General features: G+C 71.2%; 16 protein-coding genes. 12 read left to right on the forward strand and 4 right to left on the reverse strand.

The annotated features are described in order from the left end of the window. Positions 1 to 76: 76 nt before the first annotated feature. A complete protein-coding gene (locus IE325_RS15115; RefSeq protein ID WP_190070411.1) occupies positions 77 to 1270 on the forward strand; it encodes a hypothetical protein in 1194 nt (397 codons plus the stop codon). A gap of 52 nt (positions 1271 to 1322) precedes the next feature. On the opposite strand, the gene IE325_RS15120 is transcribed toward IE325_RS15115, so the two are convergent. After that, on the reverse strand, positions 1323 to 2558 hold the full coding sequence (locus IE325_RS15120) for a glycosyltransferase 87 family protein (RefSeq protein WP_190070412.1): 1236 nt from the start codon (positions 2556 to 2558) through the stop codon (positions 1323 to 1325). Between the two features lie 118 nt (positions 2559 to 2676). On the opposite strand from IE325_RS15120, the gene IE325_RS15125 reads away from it, so the two are divergent. Both IE325_RS15125 and IE325_RS15130 read left to right on the forward strand, forming a co-directional pair. Further along, positions 2677 to 3819: a glycosyltransferase family 4 protein gene (locus tag IE325_RS15125; protein WP_190070413.1), complete on the forward strand. Its 1143-nt coding sequence runs from the start codon at positions 2677 to 2679 to the stop codon at positions 3817 to 3819. A 67-nt stretch (positions 3820 to 3886) separates the two neighbouring features. Beyond that, a complete protein-coding gene (locus IE325_RS15130; RefSeq protein ID WP_491590968.1) occupies positions 3887 to 5509 on the forward strand; it encodes a GMC oxidoreductase in 1623 nt (540 codons plus the stop codon). Between the two features lie 13 nt (positions 5510 to 5522). On the opposite strand, the gene IE325_RS15135 is transcribed toward IE325_RS15130, so the two are convergent. Continuing rightward, positions 5523 to 7319 (reverse strand): AMP-dependent synthetase/ligase, encoded by a 1797-nt coding sequence (locus IE325_RS15135; RefSeq protein ID WP_190070415.1) that lies wholly within the window; start codon positions 7317 to 7319, stop codon positions 5523 to 5525. 295 nt (positions 7320 to 7614) lie between these two features. Between IE325_RS15135 and IE325_RS15140 the strand changes: the two genes are divergently transcribed. From IE325_RS15140 to IE325_RS15165, 6 genes are all read left to right on the forward strand, one after another. Next, positions 7615 to 8412, forward strand: a complete 798-nt coding sequence (locus IE325_RS15140) for a metallophosphoesterase family protein (protein ID WP_190070416.1) — start codon at positions 7615 to 7617, stop codon at positions 8410 to 8412. 121 nt (positions 8413 to 8533) lie between these two features. Next, on the forward strand, positions 8534 to 8974 hold the full coding sequence (locus IE325_RS15145) for an SRPBCC family protein (protein WP_190070417.1): 441 nt from the start codon (positions 8534 to 8536) through the stop codon (positions 8972 to 8974). 64 nt (positions 8975 to 9038) lie between these two features. Beyond that, on the forward strand, positions 9039 to 10208 hold the full coding sequence (locus tag IE325_RS15150) for an ArsA family ATPase (RefSeq protein ID WP_190070418.1): 1170 nt from the start codon (positions 9039 to 9041) through the stop codon (positions 10206 to 10208). A gap of 57 nt (positions 10209 to 10265) precedes the next feature. Beyond that, on the forward strand, positions 10266 to 10772 hold the full coding sequence (locus tag IE325_RS15155) for a DUF5304 domain-containing protein (protein ID WP_190070419.1): 507 nt from the start codon (positions 10266 to 10268) through the stop codon (positions 10770 to 10772). 111 nt (positions 10773 to 10883) lie between these two features. Beyond that, positions 10884 to 11837 (forward strand): ROK family glucokinase, encoded by a 954-nt coding sequence (locus IE325_RS15160; RefSeq protein WP_190070420.1) that lies wholly within the window; start codon positions 10884 to 10886, stop codon positions 11835 to 11837. A 113-nt stretch (positions 11838 to 11950) separates the two neighbouring features. After that, entirely contained in the window at positions 11951 to 12697 is a 747-nt protein-coding gene (locus IE325_RS15165) for an endonuclease/exonuclease/phosphatase family protein (protein ID WP_190070421.1), read from the forward strand. A 22-nt stretch (positions 12698 to 12719) separates the two neighbouring features. On the opposite strand, the gene IE325_RS15170 is transcribed toward IE325_RS15165, so the two are convergent. After that, positions 12720 to 13334 (reverse strand): hypothetical protein, encoded by a 615-nt coding sequence (locus IE325_RS15170; protein ID WP_190070422.1) that lies wholly within the window; start codon positions 13332 to 13334, stop codon positions 12720 to 12722. Then, on the reverse strand, positions 13327 to 14106 hold the full coding sequence (locus IE325_RS15175) for an alpha/beta hydrolase (RefSeq protein WP_190070423.1): 780 nt from the start codon (positions 14104 to 14106) through the stop codon (positions 13327 to 13329). Before IE325_RS15175 ends, IE325_RS15170 begins: the two co-directional genes overlap by 8 nt. A 179-nt stretch (positions 14107 to 14285) precedes the next feature. Here IE325_RS15175 and IE325_RS15180 point away from each other — a divergent pair, with 179 nt between their 5' ends. Genes IE325_RS15180 through IE325_RS15190 form a run of 3 tightly spaced genes read left to right on the forward strand, consistent with a single transcriptional unit; the run spans position 14286 to position 16917 of the window. Beyond that, complete coding sequence (locus tag IE325_RS15180; RefSeq protein WP_190070424.1) at positions 14286 to 15008, forward strand: lysophospholipid acyltransferase family protein; 723 nt, start codon at positions 14286 to 14288, stop codon at positions 15006 to 15008. A gap of 20 nt (positions 15009 to 15028) precedes the next feature. Then, entirely contained in the window at positions 15029 to 16243 is a 1215-nt protein-coding gene (gene macS, locus IE325_RS15185) for a MacS family sensor histidine kinase (RefSeq protein ID WP_190070425.1), read from the forward strand. After that, complete coding sequence (locus IE325_RS15190) at positions 16240 to 16917, forward strand: response regulator (protein ID WP_190070426.1); 678 nt, start codon at positions 16240 to 16242, stop codon at positions 16915 to 16917. Before macS ends, IE325_RS15190 begins: the two co-directional genes overlap by 4 nt. Positions 16918 to 16972 lie beyond the last annotated feature (55 nt).

A 16972-nucleotide genomic window follows, 5' to 3' on the forward strand; every position in this document is an offset into this window, starting at 1 on the left:
CGCCCCCCGGAATCCGGACGACGCAGGTCCCGACGCGGGTCTGACTCGCGCGCCCTCCCCGCCGTACGATCGGGAAGTGGCTGGTCGAAGGCGGGTGTCGGGAGCGCGGGTCGTCGTGGCGCTCTGTCTGCTGCTCGTCTCGTTGGTCGGTTGTGGTCGGGGGGCCGCGCCCGACACCGCCAGGGACGAGGTGCAGAGGCTGCTCGACCGGCGGGCCGCCGCGGTCGTGGGCCGGGATGAGGCGGCGTATCTGGGTACGGGTGCGCGGGACTGGTTCGACCATCTGCGGGCGGTCCCGATCGCCGACTGGTCGTACCGGCTGACCGCCCTGCGTCGCACCGGCGACACCGCCCGCGTCGACGCCGAGCTGAGCTATCGCGTGCAGGGCTACGACCGTTCCCCTGTCCGGGTCGGCCGCACGCTGAGCCTCGTGCTGGACGCGGAGGGCGCCTGGTACGTCCGGTCCGACCGCCCCGCCAAGGGCTCCGCCGAGCAGCTGTGGGACCAGGGCGAGGTGAGCGTCGTACGCGGGGCCGACAGCCTCGTCCTGGGCGTCGGGCAGTCGGAGACCCAGCTGCGGGCGTACGCGGAGCTGGCCGACCACGCGGTGCCGGCCGTGGCGCAGGCGTGGGGCACGAACTGGGCCCGGCATGTCGTCGTCCTGGTGCCGAGGTCGCTGTCCGACATGGCGGGGCTGCTCGGCGCACCCGAGTCGTCCTACCGGGGGATCGCCGCGGTCACCACCGGCGAGACCGGCGCCCCGGCGGGCGCCCCCGCGGACCGGATCATCCTGAACCCCGACGCGTACGGCGTCCTCGGCGGCACCGGCAAACAGGTCGTCCTCACCCACGAGACCACCCACGTCGCCACCCGCGCCCACACCAGCGCAGCCACCCCGCTGTGGCTCTCCGAGGGCTATGCCGACTGGGTCGGCTACCTCGGCACCGGCCGCTCCCCGTCCCAGGCGGCCCCCGAACTGCGCGACGCGGTCGCCGAGGGCCGCGCACCGGAGGGTCTGCCCGCCGACGCCGACTTCGGCTTCTCCGGCGACGCGGCCAAGCTGGCCCAGGCCTACGAGGGCGGCTGGATGGCCTGCCGGATGATCGCCGACCGCTGGGGCGAGGTCAGACTCGCCGACCTCTACCGCGCGGTCGGCGCCCACGAGCGGCGGGCGGGCGCGGTCGAGGGCGCGCTGAAGGACGTGCTCGGGATCTCGCTGGAGGAGTTCACCGGGCAGTGGCGGGAGTATCTGCGGGCCCAGCTGGGCTGATCCAGCACGGAGACGGCCTCCGCATTCCTACGGCGTCCATGGCGCCGCCTCCTCACGAGGGCAGGGACGTCTCCCTGGCCCGGGTCGGCTGAGCCGGTACCGGGAGCGGGGCCGGGCGGGGCACCGTGGAGCGCCAGAGGGTGCGGGCCGCGAGGATGGTGGCGAGGACCAGGAGGGTGTTGCGCAGGGACAGGAGGGTGACGCCCAGGGTGTCGCTGGCGACCACGTGGGCGAACCAGACCGGGAACTCCAGGACCGTGACGAAGGATGCCCCGAGGACCAGGGCCACGGGGAGCCGCATCCGGCTGTCGCGAAAGCACAGGCACACCGCCGCGAGACCGATCAGCCACACCAGGTACTGCGGGCTGATCACCCGGCTCGTCGTCACGAACATCAGCACGCCGACGAAGGCCGCGTCCGCGAGGGTGTGAGCCTCGAACCGCCTCGCCCGCAGCCGCCACAGCAGCAGCCAGCCGAAGGCCAGCCCGCTCAGCACCAGCGCGGCCGTGCTGACGACGTCGACATACGGGCCGAGGAACTCCACCGAGCCGTAGTTCAGCAGCACCTGGCCGTCCCAGCCGAACTGCCGGGCCACATGGAAGACCAGGGCACCCAGCGACTCCACCTCGGTGCCGCGGTCGCGCTGGAAGGTCAGGAAGGCGAAGGCGCCGGGCATGGTGAGGGCGAACACCGCCGACAGGGCGCCCGCGGTCAGTACCGCCCAGCCCCAGGCGGCGCGCCCGCGGGCCGCGAGCAGCAGCAGGACCGGCCACACCTTGAGCATCGCGCCGAACGCCGCCAGCGTGCCCATCACCCTCGGATGCCGGGTCCCCGCGAGCAGCGCGGCCACGGCGACGCCGGTGACCATCACGTCGTAGCGGGCGTACACGGTCGGCCCGAGCAGCGGTACGCCCGCCACCCACACCCAGGTCCCGCGCAGGGTGCGGCCGGGGCGCAGACCGGCGTACAGGAGGAGAAGCAGGACCACGAGGTCGGCGGTGAAGGCCAGGACGAAGAACGCGGACGGGTAGTCCAGCCAGAACACCAGGGCGGGGGAGAGGATCGGCAGCGCGGCGGCCGGCGGGTACTGCCAGGTGACGTCGTGCAGCGGGAAGGTGCCGGTGCGCAGCACGTCGTACCAGCCCTGGTAGATCACCGAGACGTCACTGGTGACGTCCGGGCCGGGGAAGACGTACACCTTGAACACGAAGAGCAGCAGGATCACCCTGGTCACGGCCCAGATCCCCAGAAGCCACGCCAGGGACCTCCGCGTGCCCGTCGTCTTCACCACTACCCCTGCCGCTCGCTGCCCGCCTGAGTGACCATGATGTCGTGTCCAGCTGTGAGCGGGCCACACACGTGGCCGGGCCCGGCGGTGATCGGCCGCTTCGATAAGGTCGGCGACGATGCACAAGACGCTGATCGTGACCAACGACTTCCCGCCCCGCCCCGGCGGCATCCAGGCGTTCCTGCACAACATGGCGCTGCGCCTCGACCCGGAGCGCCTCGTCGTCTACGCCTCCACGTGGAAGCGCGGCCGTGAGGGCACTGAGGCCACCGCCGCCTTCGACGCCGAGCAGCCCTTCACGGTCGTACGGGACCGTACGACGATGCTGCTGCCGACGCCCGGGGCGACCCGGCGGGCGGTCGGGCTGCTGCGGGAGCACGGCTGTACGTCGGTGTGGTTCGGGGCGGCTGCCCCGCTCGGTCTGATGGCGCCCGCGCTGCGGAAGGCCGGCGCCGAGCGGCTTGTGGCCACGACCCACGGCCATGAGGCGGGGTGGGCCCAGCTGCCCGCGGCCCGGCAGCTGCTCGGGCGGATCGGGGAGGCCACGGACACGATCACCTACCTCGGCGAGTACACGCGCTCGCGGATCGCGACCGCGCTGACGCCGGACGCGGCCTCGCGGATGGTGCAGGTGCCGCCGGGCGTGGATGAGAAGACCTTCCATCCGGGGTCGGGTGGCGACGAGGTGCGGGCGAGGCTGGGGCTCACGGACCGGCCGGTGGTCGTGTGCGTGTCCCGGCTGGTGCCCCGCAAGGGGCAGGACACCCTGATCCAGGCCATGCCCCGGATCCTCGCCGCCGAGCCGGAGGCCGTGCTGCTGATCGTCGGCGGCGGGCCGTACGAGAAGGACCTGCGCAGGCTTGCCGCCGAGACCGGGGTCAGCGGCTCCGTCCGCTTCACCGGCGCCGTGCCCTGGTCCCAGCTGCCCGCCCACTACGGCGCCGGCGATGTCTTCGCGATGCCGTGCCGGACGCGTCGCGGCGGCCTCGACGTCGAGGGGCTCGGCATCGTCTATCTGGAGGCCTCGGCCACCGGGCTCCCGGTCGTCGCCGGTGACTCGGGCGGGGCGCCGGACGCGGTGCTCGACGGGGAGACCGGCTGGGTGGTGCGGGGCGGCTCCGCCGCGGACACCGCCGAGCGGATCACCGCCCTCCTCGGCGACGCCGAGCTGCGCCGCAGGATGGGCGAGCGGGGCCGGGAGTGGGTCGAGGAGAAGTGGCGCTGGGACCTGCTGGCGGAGAAGCTCAAAGCTTTGCTCTGAGCGGGGTTCCCGCACTCTAGGCGGAACACAATAATCCGCACATGCTGCGCACATGACAGTAAAACTGATGCAGCGTCAGCTGACAAGACGTCAAATCCTAGGGATGGTGGCCCTCCAGACGGCCGCCGCCTCCGGCCTCACCCGCATCGGTCTCACCTCGGCGTCCGCCGCGGAACCGGGCGTCGTCGACCAGGCCCCCGCCATCGTCATCGGCTCCGGCTACGGCGGCGCCGTGGCCGCCCTCCGGCTCGGCGAGGCCGGCATCCGCACCCTCGTCCTCGAAATGGGCCGCCTGTGGAACACCAACGGCCCCGACGGCAAGGTGTTCTGCTCCACCAGCGCCCCCGACCGCCGCTCCATGTGGTTCCGCACCCGCACCGAGGCCCCGCTCTCCACGTTCCTCTGGCTGGACGTGGTCAACAAGGACATCAGCCCCTACCCCGGAGTCCTGGACCGCGTCCACTACGACCACATGTCCGTCTACGTCGGCCGAGGCGTCGGCGGCGGCTCCCTGGTCAACGGCGGTATGGCCGTCACCCCGCTCCAGTCCTACTTCGCCGAGCAGTTCCCCACCGTGGACACCGCGGAGATGTACCGCACCTACTTCCCGCGCGCCCGCTCCATGCTCGGCGTCAACACCGTCGACCCCGCGTGGTTCGAGTCGACCGAGTGGTACCGCTTCACCCGGATCTCCCGCAAACACGCGAGCAACGCCGGCCTGAAGACCACCTTCGTGCCCAACGTCTACGACTTCGGGTACATGCAGCGCGAGGCCGCCGGTACGGCCACCAAGTCAGCGCTGGCCGGCGAGGTCATCTACGGCAACAACCACGGCAAACGCAGCCTCGACCAGACGTATCTGGCCTCGGCACTCGGCACCGGCAACGTCACCATCCACACCCAGGAACGGGTGACGTCGATCAGCAGGGCCGCCGACGGGACGTACGTCCTGACCGCCGACCGGATCGACGACACCGGCACTGTCGTGGCGACCAAGGAGTACGGCTGTACGTACCTCTTCCTGGGCGGCGGCAGCATCGGTACCACCGAACTCCTCGTCCGCGCACGGGAGTCGGGCACCCTGCCCGCCCTGAACACCGACGTCGGCAAGGGATGGGGGACCAACGGCAATGTGATGCTCGGCCGGGCCAACCACCTCTGGGACACGGTCGGCGCCAACCAGTCGACCATGCCGGTCATGGGCATCGACGACTGGAGCAACGCCGCCAACCCCGTGTTCGCCGAGATCGCCCCGCTGCCGACGGGACTCGAACACTGGGTCAGCCTCTATCTGGCGATCACCAAGAACCCGGAGCGCGCGTCGTTCGCGTACGACAGCGGTACGGGAGCCGTGAAACTCGGGTGGAGCGCCGCGCAGAGCGCCGTGTCGGTGGGCATGGCGAAGAACCTGTTCGACCGCATCAACCGGGCCAACACCACGATCTACCGGTACGACCTGTTCGGCTCCGGCAACAAGGTCTTCGCCGACGACTTCACGTACCACCCGCTGGGCGGCTGCGTGCTGGGGAAGGCGACCGACACCTACGGGAGGGTCAAGGGGTACTCGAAGCTGTACATCACCGACGGCTCGCTCGTGCCCGGGTCGATCGGCGTGAACCCGTTCGTGACGATCACCGCGCTCGCCGAACGCACGATGGCGCGGGTCCTCGTGGAGGACACCGCGCCATGAGCCGACTGTCGGACTACTTGGCGTAGATCGCCTCGATCTCGTCCGCGTAGTCCTTCGCCACGACGTTGCGCTTGAGCTTCAGCGACGGCGTCAGATGGCCCGAATCCTCCGTGAACTGGGAGGGAAGAATGCGGAACTTCCGCACCGATTCCGCCTTCGACACCGCGGCGTTGCCGTCGTCGACCGCCGACTGGATCGCGGCCAGCAGGTCCGTGTCCTCGCGCAGCGACGCCGCGGTGGAGCCGGCCGGCTTGCCGTGCTCGGCACACCAGCGCCCCAGGAACTCCTCGTCGACGGTGACCAGCGCGCCCACGAACGGCCGCCCGTCGCCGACCACCATGCACTCCGCGACCAGCGCGTGCGCCCGGATACGGTCCTCGATCACGGCCGGCGCGACGTTCTTGCCGCCCGCGGTGACGATGATCTCCTTCTTACGGCCGGTGATCTTGAGGTAGCCGTCCTCGTCGAGGGTGCCGATGTCACCGGTGTGGAACCACCCGTCCTGCAGCGCCTCCTCGGTGGCGCCCGGGTTGTTCCAGTACTCCTTGAACAGGTGCTCGCCGTGCAGCAGCACCTCCCCGTCGTCCGCGATCCGCACCACGGAACCCGGCAGCGGCTGACCGACCGTGCCGATCTTCTGCCGGTCCCAGGGGTTGAACGCGGTCGCCGCACAGGACTCGGTCAGGCCGTAGCCCTCCAGGACCGTGAAGCCGATGCCGCGGAAGAAGTGCCCGAGCCGCTCGCCCAGCGGGGCGCCGCCGGAGATGGCGTACTCGCCCTTGCCGCCGAGGACCGCGCGCAGCTTGCTGTAGACCAGCTTGTCGAACACCTTGTGCTTGATCTTCAGACCGACGGCCGGGCCGGACGGGGTGTCCAGCGCCTTGCTGTAGGCGATCGCGGTGTCCGCGGCCTTGTCGAAGATCTTGCCTTTGCCGTCGGCCTGAGCCTTGGCACGCGCCGAGTTGTAGACCTTCTCGAAGACGCGCGGCACACCCAGGATCAGCGTCGGGCGGAACGAGGCCAGCTCGTCGGTGAGGTTCTTGATGTCCGGGACGGTGCCCAGCTTGATCGGCGCCATCATGGGCGCGACCTGCACCAGACGCCCGAAGACATGCGCGAGCGGGAGGAAGAGCAGCACGCTGCACTCGCCGGTGCGGAACAGCGGCCGCAGGCGCTCGACGATGTTGCCGCACTCGGCGAAGAAGCTGCGGTGGGTGAGCACACAGCCCTTGGGGCGGCCGGTGGTGCCGGACGTGTACACGATGGTCGCCGGGTCGTCGGCCTTCGCCAGCGAGCTGCGCTCCTCGACGCTCGCGTCGCTGATGTCCTGCCCGAGCCGCCCGAGCTCCTCCACACCGCCGGCCTCGATCTGCCAGACGTGTTTGAGGGCCGGCAGCTGGTCGCGCACCGACTCGACGGCCGCGGTGTGCGTGTCCAGCTCCGTGATCATGGCGGTCGCGCCCGAGTCACCGAGGATCCACTGCACCTGCTCCGGCGAGCTGGTCTCGTACACCGGCACGGTGACCGCGCCGGCCGACCAGATCGCGAAGTCGAGCAGCGTCCACTCGTAGCGGGTGCGGGACATCAGGCCGACCCGGTCGCCGGGCTGCACGCCGGCGGCGATGAGCCCCTTCGCGGCCGCGCGCACCTCCGCGAGGAACGTGGTGGCCGAGACGTCCTGCCAGGCACCTCCCACCTTGCGGGCGATGACGGCGACGTCCGGGTGCTGCGCGGCGTTTCTGCGGACGATGTCGGTCAGATTTCCGTCCGCAGGGACCTCGTACAAAGCCGGAAGGCTGAACTCGCGCAAGACTGCTGCTCCTCATAGGGCGCCGGCGCCACGACGTTGTGTGATGCGACGGTGGGTCCAAGGCTCGGGCAAGTGCTCATGGATTCACATGTTGAAATCCAGAGCACGACTGGACCGACCGGACGTTACCCGCCGGTATGGCTTCTTCGACAGGGGGTCCCGGCGAGATGTTCGCTGCGTCACACGGATTGGTGTCTCTGCGCGCAGAGTAGTCGAGCGGTCTGACGACTGGCCAGTAACCATGGGTTCGCCCGCCACTGTTCACGTATGCCGCACACGCCTACCCTTGATCGCCATGGCACCGACACCGACGGGAAACCGCAGGACACGCGTCCATGTGGTCAGCGATGTGCACGGCAACGCCCGCGACCTGGCCAGGGCCGGTGACGGCGCGGACGCCCTGATCTGCCTGGGCGACCTCGTGCTCTTCCTGGACTACGCCGACCACTCCCGCGGCATCTTCCCCGACCTGTTCGGCGTGGAGAACGCCGACCGCATCGTGGAGCTGCGCACCGCCCGGCGCTTCGAGGAGGCGCGCGAGTTCGGGGCCCGGCTGTGGGCCGGAGTCGGCTCGGACCGGTGGGTGGTCATCGAGAAGGCGGTCCGCAAGCAGTACGCCGAGATGTTCGCGGCCTTCCCGACACCGACGTACGCCACCTACGGCAATGTCGACATGCCGCCTCTGTGGCCGGAGTACGCCGGACCGGGCACGACGGTGCTGGACGGTGAGCGGGTGGAGATCGGCGGCTGGGTCTTCGGCTTCGTCGGTGGCGGCCTGCGCACGCCGATGCGCACGCCGTACGAGATCAGCGACGAGGAGTACGCGGCGAAGATCGAGGCCGTGGGGGAGGTGGATGTGCTGTGCACCCACATCCCGCCGGAGGTTCCGGAGTTGGTCTACGACACCGTGGCGCGGCGCTTCGAGCGGGGCAGCAAGGCACTCCTCGCGGCGATACGGCGCACAAAGCCCCGCTATTCCCTTTTCGGCCATGTCCATCAACCGCTGGTGCGGCGGATGCGGATCGGGGCCACGGAGTGCGTGAACGTGGGGCACTTCGCGGGGTCGGGCACGCCATGGGCGCTGGAATGGTGAGTGAAATCGGGACGGCGCAGGTGGGGGTGAACTCCGCTGGTCGGGTGCGCGGTAGCCTTCACGCTGCACACGCGTGCGCAGCACAAATCCCTACCGGCCCGCATCTGGAGGAGCCACGGCGATGGCGGAACACACCAGCTCGAGCATCACGATCGAGGCGGCACCGGCCGATGTGATGGGGGTGATCGCCGACTTCGCCCGCTATCCGGACTGGACCGGCGAGGTGAAGGAGGCGGAGGTGCTGGCGACGGACGCCCAGGGCCGCGCCGAGCAGGTCCGCCTCGTCATGGACGCGGGCGCGATCAAGGACGACCAGGTCCTCGGGTACACCTGGACCGGCGAGAACGAGGTGTCCTGGACGCTGGTGAAGTCCCAGATGCTGCGGTCGCTGGACGGCTCGTACATCCTGAAGCCCGCGGGCGCCGGGTCGACCGAGGTCACGTACCAACTGACGGTCGACGTCAAGATCCCGATGCTGGGGATGATCAAGCGCAAGGCGGAGAAGGTCATCATCGACCGGGCGCTGGCGGGGTTGAAGAAGCGGGTGGAGTCGGGCAAGTAGGGGCTCGCCCCCAGGGGTACCGCGCAACACGGCACCACCACGGCGTCCGTTACGGTTCACCCCCATGCGCACCCTCCTGATCACGGGCCCCGGCGGCAGCGGCCGTACCACCGTCGCCGCCGCGACCGCGCTCGCGGCGGCAGCCGACGGCACCAGAACCCTGGTCCTCAGCGCCGACCGCACCGACACCCTCGGCGCGGCACTCGGCGTACCGACAGGTGCCGCCCCCACCCGCGTCGCCCCGAACCTCGCCGCCTGGCGCCCCGACGCCGCCACCGGGTTCCGGGACGACCTCGCCGCCTTCCAGGAGCGTGCCACCACCGCCCTCGACCTCCTCGGCGCCGCACGGCTCGACCCCGAGGAGGTCACCCCCCTCCCCGGCGCCGAGGAACTCGCACTGCTGCGGGCGCTGCGCGACGCCGCGCTCGCCGAGGCCCACGACCTCCTCATCGTCGACCTGCCCGCCACCCCGCACGCCCTCGCCCTGCTCTCCCTCCCCGAGGAACTGCGCCGCTATCTGCGCCGTCTCCTCCCGCCCGAGCGGCAGGCGGCCCGCGCCCTGCGCCCGGTCCTCGGCCGGCTGGCCGGCGTGCCGATGCCCGCGGAGTGGCTGTACGAGACCACCGCCCGCTGGGACGTCGAGCTCGCCGCCGTCGAGGCCGTCCTCGCCGACCGCGACACCGTCGTACGGCTGGTCGCCGAGCCCGGCCCGGCCGGCGCCGACGCCGTACGCGCTGCCACCCTCGCCCTCGCCCTGCGCGGTCTGCGCCCAGACGCCCTGATCGCCAACAGGGTGCTACCCGAGCGCGAGGCCGGCAGCTGGCTCGCCGGCCCCGTCGCCCAGCAGCGGAAGGCGCTGGAGGAATGGGGGGAGACGTACGACGTCCGTCCCGTACCCCACCTCGGGCGCGACCCCCGCGGCGCCGACGACCTCGCCGCGCTCGCCGTGCCCGCCGTCAACGCCTCGTCGTCCACCGTCGAGTGGCCCGTCACCGACCGGCTGGCCGAAGACGGCGTCCTGGTCTGGTGCCTCCCCCTCCCCGGCGCCGCCCGCGACGAACTCGACCTCATCCGGCGCGGCGACGAACTCGTCGTCACCGCCGGGCAGTTCCGGCGCATCGTGCCGCTGCCGTCCGCCCTGCGCCGGTGCACCGTGGACGGGGCCGCGCTGCGAGACGGAGAGCTGCGGATCAGGTTCGCGCCGGATCCGGATCTCTGGCCGCGGACCCGGTGAAGCAGGCACGCCCGTTCGGGTAACGTCGTAGGGACGAACCGTAGTCAGGAGTCCGTCATGAGCGAAGAGCTCCCCCCGTCCGAGGGCACCGAGCAGGAAGCCGTCGACGAGGTACGGGCGAGCGACGCCGACGCCTGGTCGACGGCGTGCGCCGAGGACCTCGCGGCGGAGAAGGCCCGCCGCCGCGCCCAGTACGGGCCGCAGCCGGGGTCGGCCGCCGAGGAGCTGCGCAAGCTCGTCGACGCCGTCGCGGACAAGCTGTCGACCCTCCAGTCCCCGCTGCTCGGCGCGGTCGCCGGACCCGCCGCCCAGCAGGTGGTCAAGCAGGTCGTGGATCAGGCCAAGGCCGCCGTCGAGCCCGTCATCGACCGCAACCCTGACGTCTTCGACCACCTCGCCGCGGCCGGCAACGAACTGCTCGCCGCGTACCGCTCCGCGGTCCAGAACCAGGAACAGCGCTGGACGGGCGGCACGAAGGACGCCCGGGAAGTGGACGAACTCCACGACGACAAGCGCGACCCCGGCGAGGACACCGGCCCGGGCCAGCGCATCGATCTGGACTGACGGAGCGAGACTCCCTCCTCGGGCCCGTCCGCCGGGCGGACGACGGGAACCCGGCGGCAGGGCCTCGGGTACGGTTGGCCGTAGCGGGGCTCGACCGAAACTGAGGGATTCATGGGACTCACCATCGGCGTCGACATCGGCGGTACCAAGATCGCGGCCGGTGTGGTCGACGAGGAAGGCAACATCCTCTCGACCCACAAGGTGCCGACCCCGGGCACGCCCGACGGGATCGTGGACGCCATTGCCTCCGCCGTCGAGGGAGCGCGGGCCGGGCACGAGATCGTCGGCGTGGGCATCGGCGCGGCCGGTTATGTGAACCGGCAGCGCTCGGAGGTCTACTTCGCGCCGAACATCGACTGGCGCAACGAGCCGCTGAAGGAGAAGGTCGAGGCCCGCGTCGGCCTCCCCGTCGTCGTGGAGAACGACGCCAACGCGGCCGCCTGGGGCGAGTACAAGTTCGGCGCCGGCAAGGGCCACCGCAACGTCATCTGCATCACCCTCGGCACCGGCCTCGGCGGCGGCATCATCATCGGCAACAAGCTGCGCCGCGGACACTACGGCGTCGCCGCCGAGTTCGGCCACATCCGGATGGTCCCGGACGGGCTGCTGTGCGGCTGCGGCAGCCAGGGCTGCTGGGAGCAGTACGCCTCCGGCCGTGCCCTCGTGCGCTACGCCAAGCAGCGCGCCAACGCCACCCCCGAGAACGCCGAGATCCTGCTCGGCCTCGGCGACGGCAGCCCCGAGGGCATCGAGGGCAAGCACATCTCCATGGCCGCCCGCCAGGGCGACCCGGTCGCCGTCGACTCCTACCGCGAGCTCGCCCGCTGGGCCGGCGCCGGCCTCGCCGACCTGGCCTCCCTGTTCGACCCCTCCGCCTTCATCGTCGGCGGCGGCCTCTCCGACGAGGGCGAACTTGTCCTCGACCCGATCCGCAAGTCCTACAAGCGCTGGCTGGTCGGCGGCAACTGGCGCCCGGTGGCGGATGTGATCGCCGCCCAACTGGGCAACGAGGCGGGGTTGGTGGGCGCGGCGGACCTGGCGAGAGAGCCCGACCCGATCATGTAAGGGGCTTTTACTGGTCCCACCTGGGGGCGCGGGGCAGTGCGCGACAAGCCACGAACAACCGGCACTCGCGCACTCACCTCGCGCCCCGAGTCATTGGGCGTACATTCGCTGACATGCCGCCGCTCCCTGAGTCCCACACAGACCCCGACGGTTCAGCCATCATCCGCGTCCTGAGCTACAACATCCGCTCGATGCGCGACGACACAGGTGCCCTCGCCCGCGTCATCAGCGCCTGCGATCCCGACCTGGTCCTCATCCAAGAAGCCCCCCGCTTCTTCCGCTGGCGCAAGAAACTCGCCCGCCTGGCCCGCGCCGCGAACCTCGTCATCCTCACCGGCGGCGCCACAGCCACGGGCCCGGCGATCCTGTGCAATCTGAGGGCCACCGTGGAGCGCACGGAGGACGTCCTCCTCCCGCTCACCCCCGGCCTGCACCGACGCGGTCTCGCCACGGCAGTGGTCCGCTTCGGCGGCGCCCGCCTCGGCGTCATCAGCTTTCACCTCAGCCTCCGGGCCGACGAGCGCTACGAGCAGGGCGGCATGCTCCTCGACCGCCTCGCGGGCCTGGGCGTGGAACACGCCATCGCGGGCGGTGACCTCAACGACCGCCCCGACGGCCGCACCTTCCGCCGCCTGGCCGACGGCCTCCAGGACTGCCGGGCCACCGTCCCCTGGGGCACCGAGAACACCTGGACCCCGGGCGACCCCTATCAGCGCATCGACGCGATCTTCGCCACCAAGGGCATCGAGGTCCTCGGCTGCGGCGTGCCGATGGGGCATCCCGGTGTGAAGGAGACAGACCTGAGGGCGGCCACGGACCATCTCCCGGTCCTGGCCGCCCTCAAGATCCCGGCGCTCTAGAAAACCCGTAAGTGCCGGTGTGCTAGACGACCGCACCCCGCCCGGGGTCGTCATCACCCTCGTCGTCGGTCTTCATCCGCATCACCAGCGTGGTGAACCCGCCCAGGAACCCGCCGATGCCGAGCGTGGCCAGCCACCACGTCATGTCCCAGCTGAGCAGCACGGCGAGCAGCAGCAGGACCGGCCCGCCGATCACCGCGAGCCAGGCGAACTTCGCGGTGGCGTCGGCGGCGGGCAGCGGAGGCGGCTCCGGCGGGACGAAGTGACCCTCGTCGTCGGCGTCGAAGTCCTCCTCGGCCGGCTCGGCCACGCTGTAGTCGCGGGGGCCGACGCCGGGCGCGAAGGCGATGGAGCTGCCCAGCGGCTTGGCGGGTCTGTCCTCCTCGGGCTCCTCCGAAGGCTCGGCCTTCTCGACCTTCTCGGCCTTCGGCTCGTCGTCCGTCCCGCCGTTCACGGCGGTTTCCGGCAGCGCCAGGTCTTCGATGGACTTGAACGGTTTGGACCCCGGCGGATCCTTGGGCTCGTCGCCGTACCCGGCGACGATCGCGGCCCAGGCCGCGTCCTCGTCGAACGGGACGTGCTGCTCCTCGGGCTCGCTGTCCTCGCGCTTCTCGCGGTCGGAGTCGTGCTCAGCCACGTGTGGTCGTCCCTTCCTTGCCGACGTCGGTCGCGACCCGGCCGATGAATCCGAGGCTCTCCTCGAAGATCCGGTCCGCGTCATGGTCCAACGTCGCCACGTGATAGCTCTGTTCCAGCACGATCTCCGTTACGTCCGTGGACGACACCCGGCTCAGGATCCGGGCCGAATCCACCGCCGGAACGGTGTGGTCCTGCCTGCTGCGCACCAGCAGCAGCGGCTGGGTGACCTGCGGCAACTCGCCGTCGACCAGCCGGAAGAAGTTCCGCAGGGAGTGCGCCGCGTGCAGCGGTACCCGGGCGTACCCGAACTCCACGGCGCTCGGCTTCGCGATGTCGCTGACGATCCCCGGCGCCGTACGGACGAAGTGGCGGGAGACCGGAAGGGTGTGCGCGGCCAGGCCGTGCACCTTGTTCGCCGGGTTCACGACCAGGACGCCGGCCACGCCGTCCCCGTGCTTCGCGGCGAGCCGCAGGGCCAGGGCGCCGCCCATGGAGAGGCCGGCCACGAAGACCCGCGCACAGCGGTCGCGCAGCTCGCGCAGGGCCCGGTCCACCTCGGCGTACCAGTCCTGCCAGCCGGTGAGCGCCAGGTCCTCCCAGCGGGTGCCGTGCCCCGGCAGCAGCGGCAGCGAGACGGTGAGCCCCCGCGCGGCGAGATGCTCCGCCCAGGGGCGCAGCGACTGAGGGGAACCGGTGAAGCCGTGGCAGAAGAGGACCCCGACCTCTCCGCCCTCGTGGCGGTACGGCTCGGCTCCAGGAAGGACCGGCACCTTACGGTCTCCTGTTCGTGAGAGGGACGGCACGGACGGGCGCGACGACACGGACGACAGCAATGAGTCCAGGTGTGCTTCACCGTACGCGACCGCACTGACACCGACCAGGGCCGTCGGGCTCATTGACGGTGCCCCGGGTTAAGGTCTGATCGACACATACAGGAGGCACTCGGTTGTTGTACGGCACGATGAAGGTGGCCATCGGGGGACCGTTGAAGGTCGCCTTCCGGCCCTGGGTGGAGGGTCTGGAGAACATTCCCGCCGAGGGCCCCGCCATCCTGGCGAGCAACCACCTCTCCTTCTCCGACTCGTTCTTCCTGCCCGCGGTCCTCGACCGCAAGGTGACCTTCATCGCGAAGGCCGAGTACTTCACCACCCCCGGCGTCAAGGGCCGGTTGACGGCCGCCTTCTTCAAGGGCGTCGGCCAGCTGCCGGTGGACCGCTCCGGGGGGCGCGGCGCGGGTGAGGCCGCCGTCAAGAGCGGCATCGACGTCCTGGAGCGCGGCGAGTTGTTCGGCATCTACCCCGAGGGCACGCGCTCGCCCGACGGCAGGCTCTACCGGGGCAAGCCCGGCGGCCTCGCACGCGTGGCGCTCGCCACCGGGGCCCCGGTCATCCCCGTCGCCATGATCGACACCGAGAAGATCCAGCCGCCGGGCAAGGTCATGCCCAAGCTGATGCGGCCCGGCATCCGCATCGGCAGCCCCCTGGACTTCAGCCGGTACCAGGGCATGGAGCACGACCGCTTCGTGCTGCGCGCGGTGACCGACGAGGTCATGTACGAGATCATGAAGCTCTCCGGCCAGGAGTACGTCGACATGTACGCGACCGCCGCCAAGCGGCAGATCGCGGAGGCGGCGAAGGCCGAGAAGAAGGACCAGGCGAAGAAGACGACGTAGGACGAGTGGGGGGTGGGGGCATGGCCAAGCGTGAGCGGGTCATGAGGATGTCCGTCGAGCAGCCGCTGTGGCGCGCGCTGGCCGGCTACCGGGTGCTGACCATGGTGTACGCCATCGGGCTCTTCATCAGCGCATACGACGAGGTCGCCCACCCCTGGGTGTCCATCACCTTCCTCTCCGTCCTGGCCGTGTGGACGCTGGCCACCCTGCCCCGTGTCGCCAATGCCGCGAGCTGCACCAAGCGCTTCCTCACCGCGGACCTCACCATCGCCCTGGCCGGCATCCTGCTCACCCGCCTCGCGGAGTCGCCCGCGCGGATCGAGGCCGGTGCCCCGACCCTGCCGTCGATATGGACGGCGGGCGCCGTGCTGGCGTTCGCCATCAAGGGCGGCTGGCGCTGGGCCGCGTTCGCCTCGACGCTGGTCGCCGCCGCCAATCTGATCCACCGCTCCGGCGTACCGACCCGCGACACCGTCCACATGGTGCTGCTGGTCTGGATCGCCTCCATCGCCATCGGCTACGTCGTCGAGGTCGCCCGCGCCTCCGAGCGCACCCTCGCCCGGGCCCTGGAGATCGAGGCGGCGACCCGGGAGCGCGAGCGGCTCGCCCGGGACATCCATGACGGTGTGCTCCAGGTGCTGGCCATGGTGCAGCGGCGCGGCGCCGTCATCGGCGGCGAGGCGGCCGAGCTGGGCCGGATGGCCGGCGAGCAGGAGGTCGCGCTGCGCACGCTGGTCTCCGGCGGCCTGGTGCCCGTGTCGCGGGTGTCGGAGGACGCCGCCGAGGGGGCCGTCGTACGGGCCGTGGACGAGCCGGACGACACCGGGGGCTCCGTCGACATCCGCGCGCTGCTCGCGCCCTATGCCGGTGCGAAGGTGAGCCTGGCCGAGCCGGGCGCGCCCGTTTCGCTGGCGCCGGTCGCCGCGCGGGAGCTGTCCGCGGCCGTCGGGGCCGCCCTGGACAATGTCCGCAAGCACGCGGGCGAGCACGCGCGCGCGTGGATCCTCGTCGAGGACGAGCCCGACGAGGTGATCGTCACCGTCCGGGACGACGGACCCGGCATCGCCGAGGGCCGGCTCGCCCAGGCCGAGGGCGAGGGCCGGCTCGGTGTCGCCCTGTCGATCCGCGGGCGGCTGCGGGACCTCGGCGGCAGCGCCGAGCTGATCTCGGTGCCGGGGCAGGGCACCGAAGTGGAACTGAAGGTACCGAAGACGGCGAAGGCGGGGCTTCGATGAGCGAGCGGCAGGACCCGATCAGGGTCATGGTGGTCGACGACCATCCCATGTGGCGCGATGCCGTCGCCCGGGACCTGGCCGAGTCCGGCTTCGACGTGGTCGCCACCGCGGGCGACGGCGACCAGGCGGTACGCCGTGCCAAGGCCGCCGCCCCCGATGTCCTCGTCCTCGACCTCAACCTGCCCGCCAAGCCCGGTGTCCAGGTCTGCAAGGAACTCGTCGGGCACAACCCCGCCCTGCGCGTCCTGGTGCTGTCGGCGAGCGGCGAGCACGCAGACGTACTGGAAGCGGTGAAGTCGGGCGCGACCGGCTACCTCCTGAAGTCGGCGTCGACCGAGGAACTGCTGGACGCCGTCCGACGTACCGCCGTCGGCGACCCGGTGTTCACGCCGGGCCTGGCCGGTCTGGTCCTCGGCGAGTACCGCCGCCTCGCCTCCGACCCCGCGCCCTCCACCGCCCCGGACGAGCCCAGGGCCCCGCAGCTGACCGACCGCGAGACCGAGGTACTACGGCTCGTCGCCAAGGGCCTGAGCTACAAGCAGATCGCCGAACGCCTGGTCATCTCGCACCGCACGGTGCAGAACCACGTCCAGAACACCCTCGGCAAGCTCCAGCTGCACAACCGGGTGGAGCTGGTGAGGTACGCGATAGAGCGCGGCCTGGACGACGAGTGATCCGGCCGCGCCGGCTTGACGGCGCGTAAACCGGCCACCCGGCCATTCACCGGAA

This window comes from Streptomyces lanatus (assembly GCF_014655715.1).
GTDB classification, from domain to species: domain Bacteria; phylum Actinomycetota; class Actinomycetes; order Streptomycetales; family Streptomycetaceae; genus Streptomyces; species Streptomyces lanatus.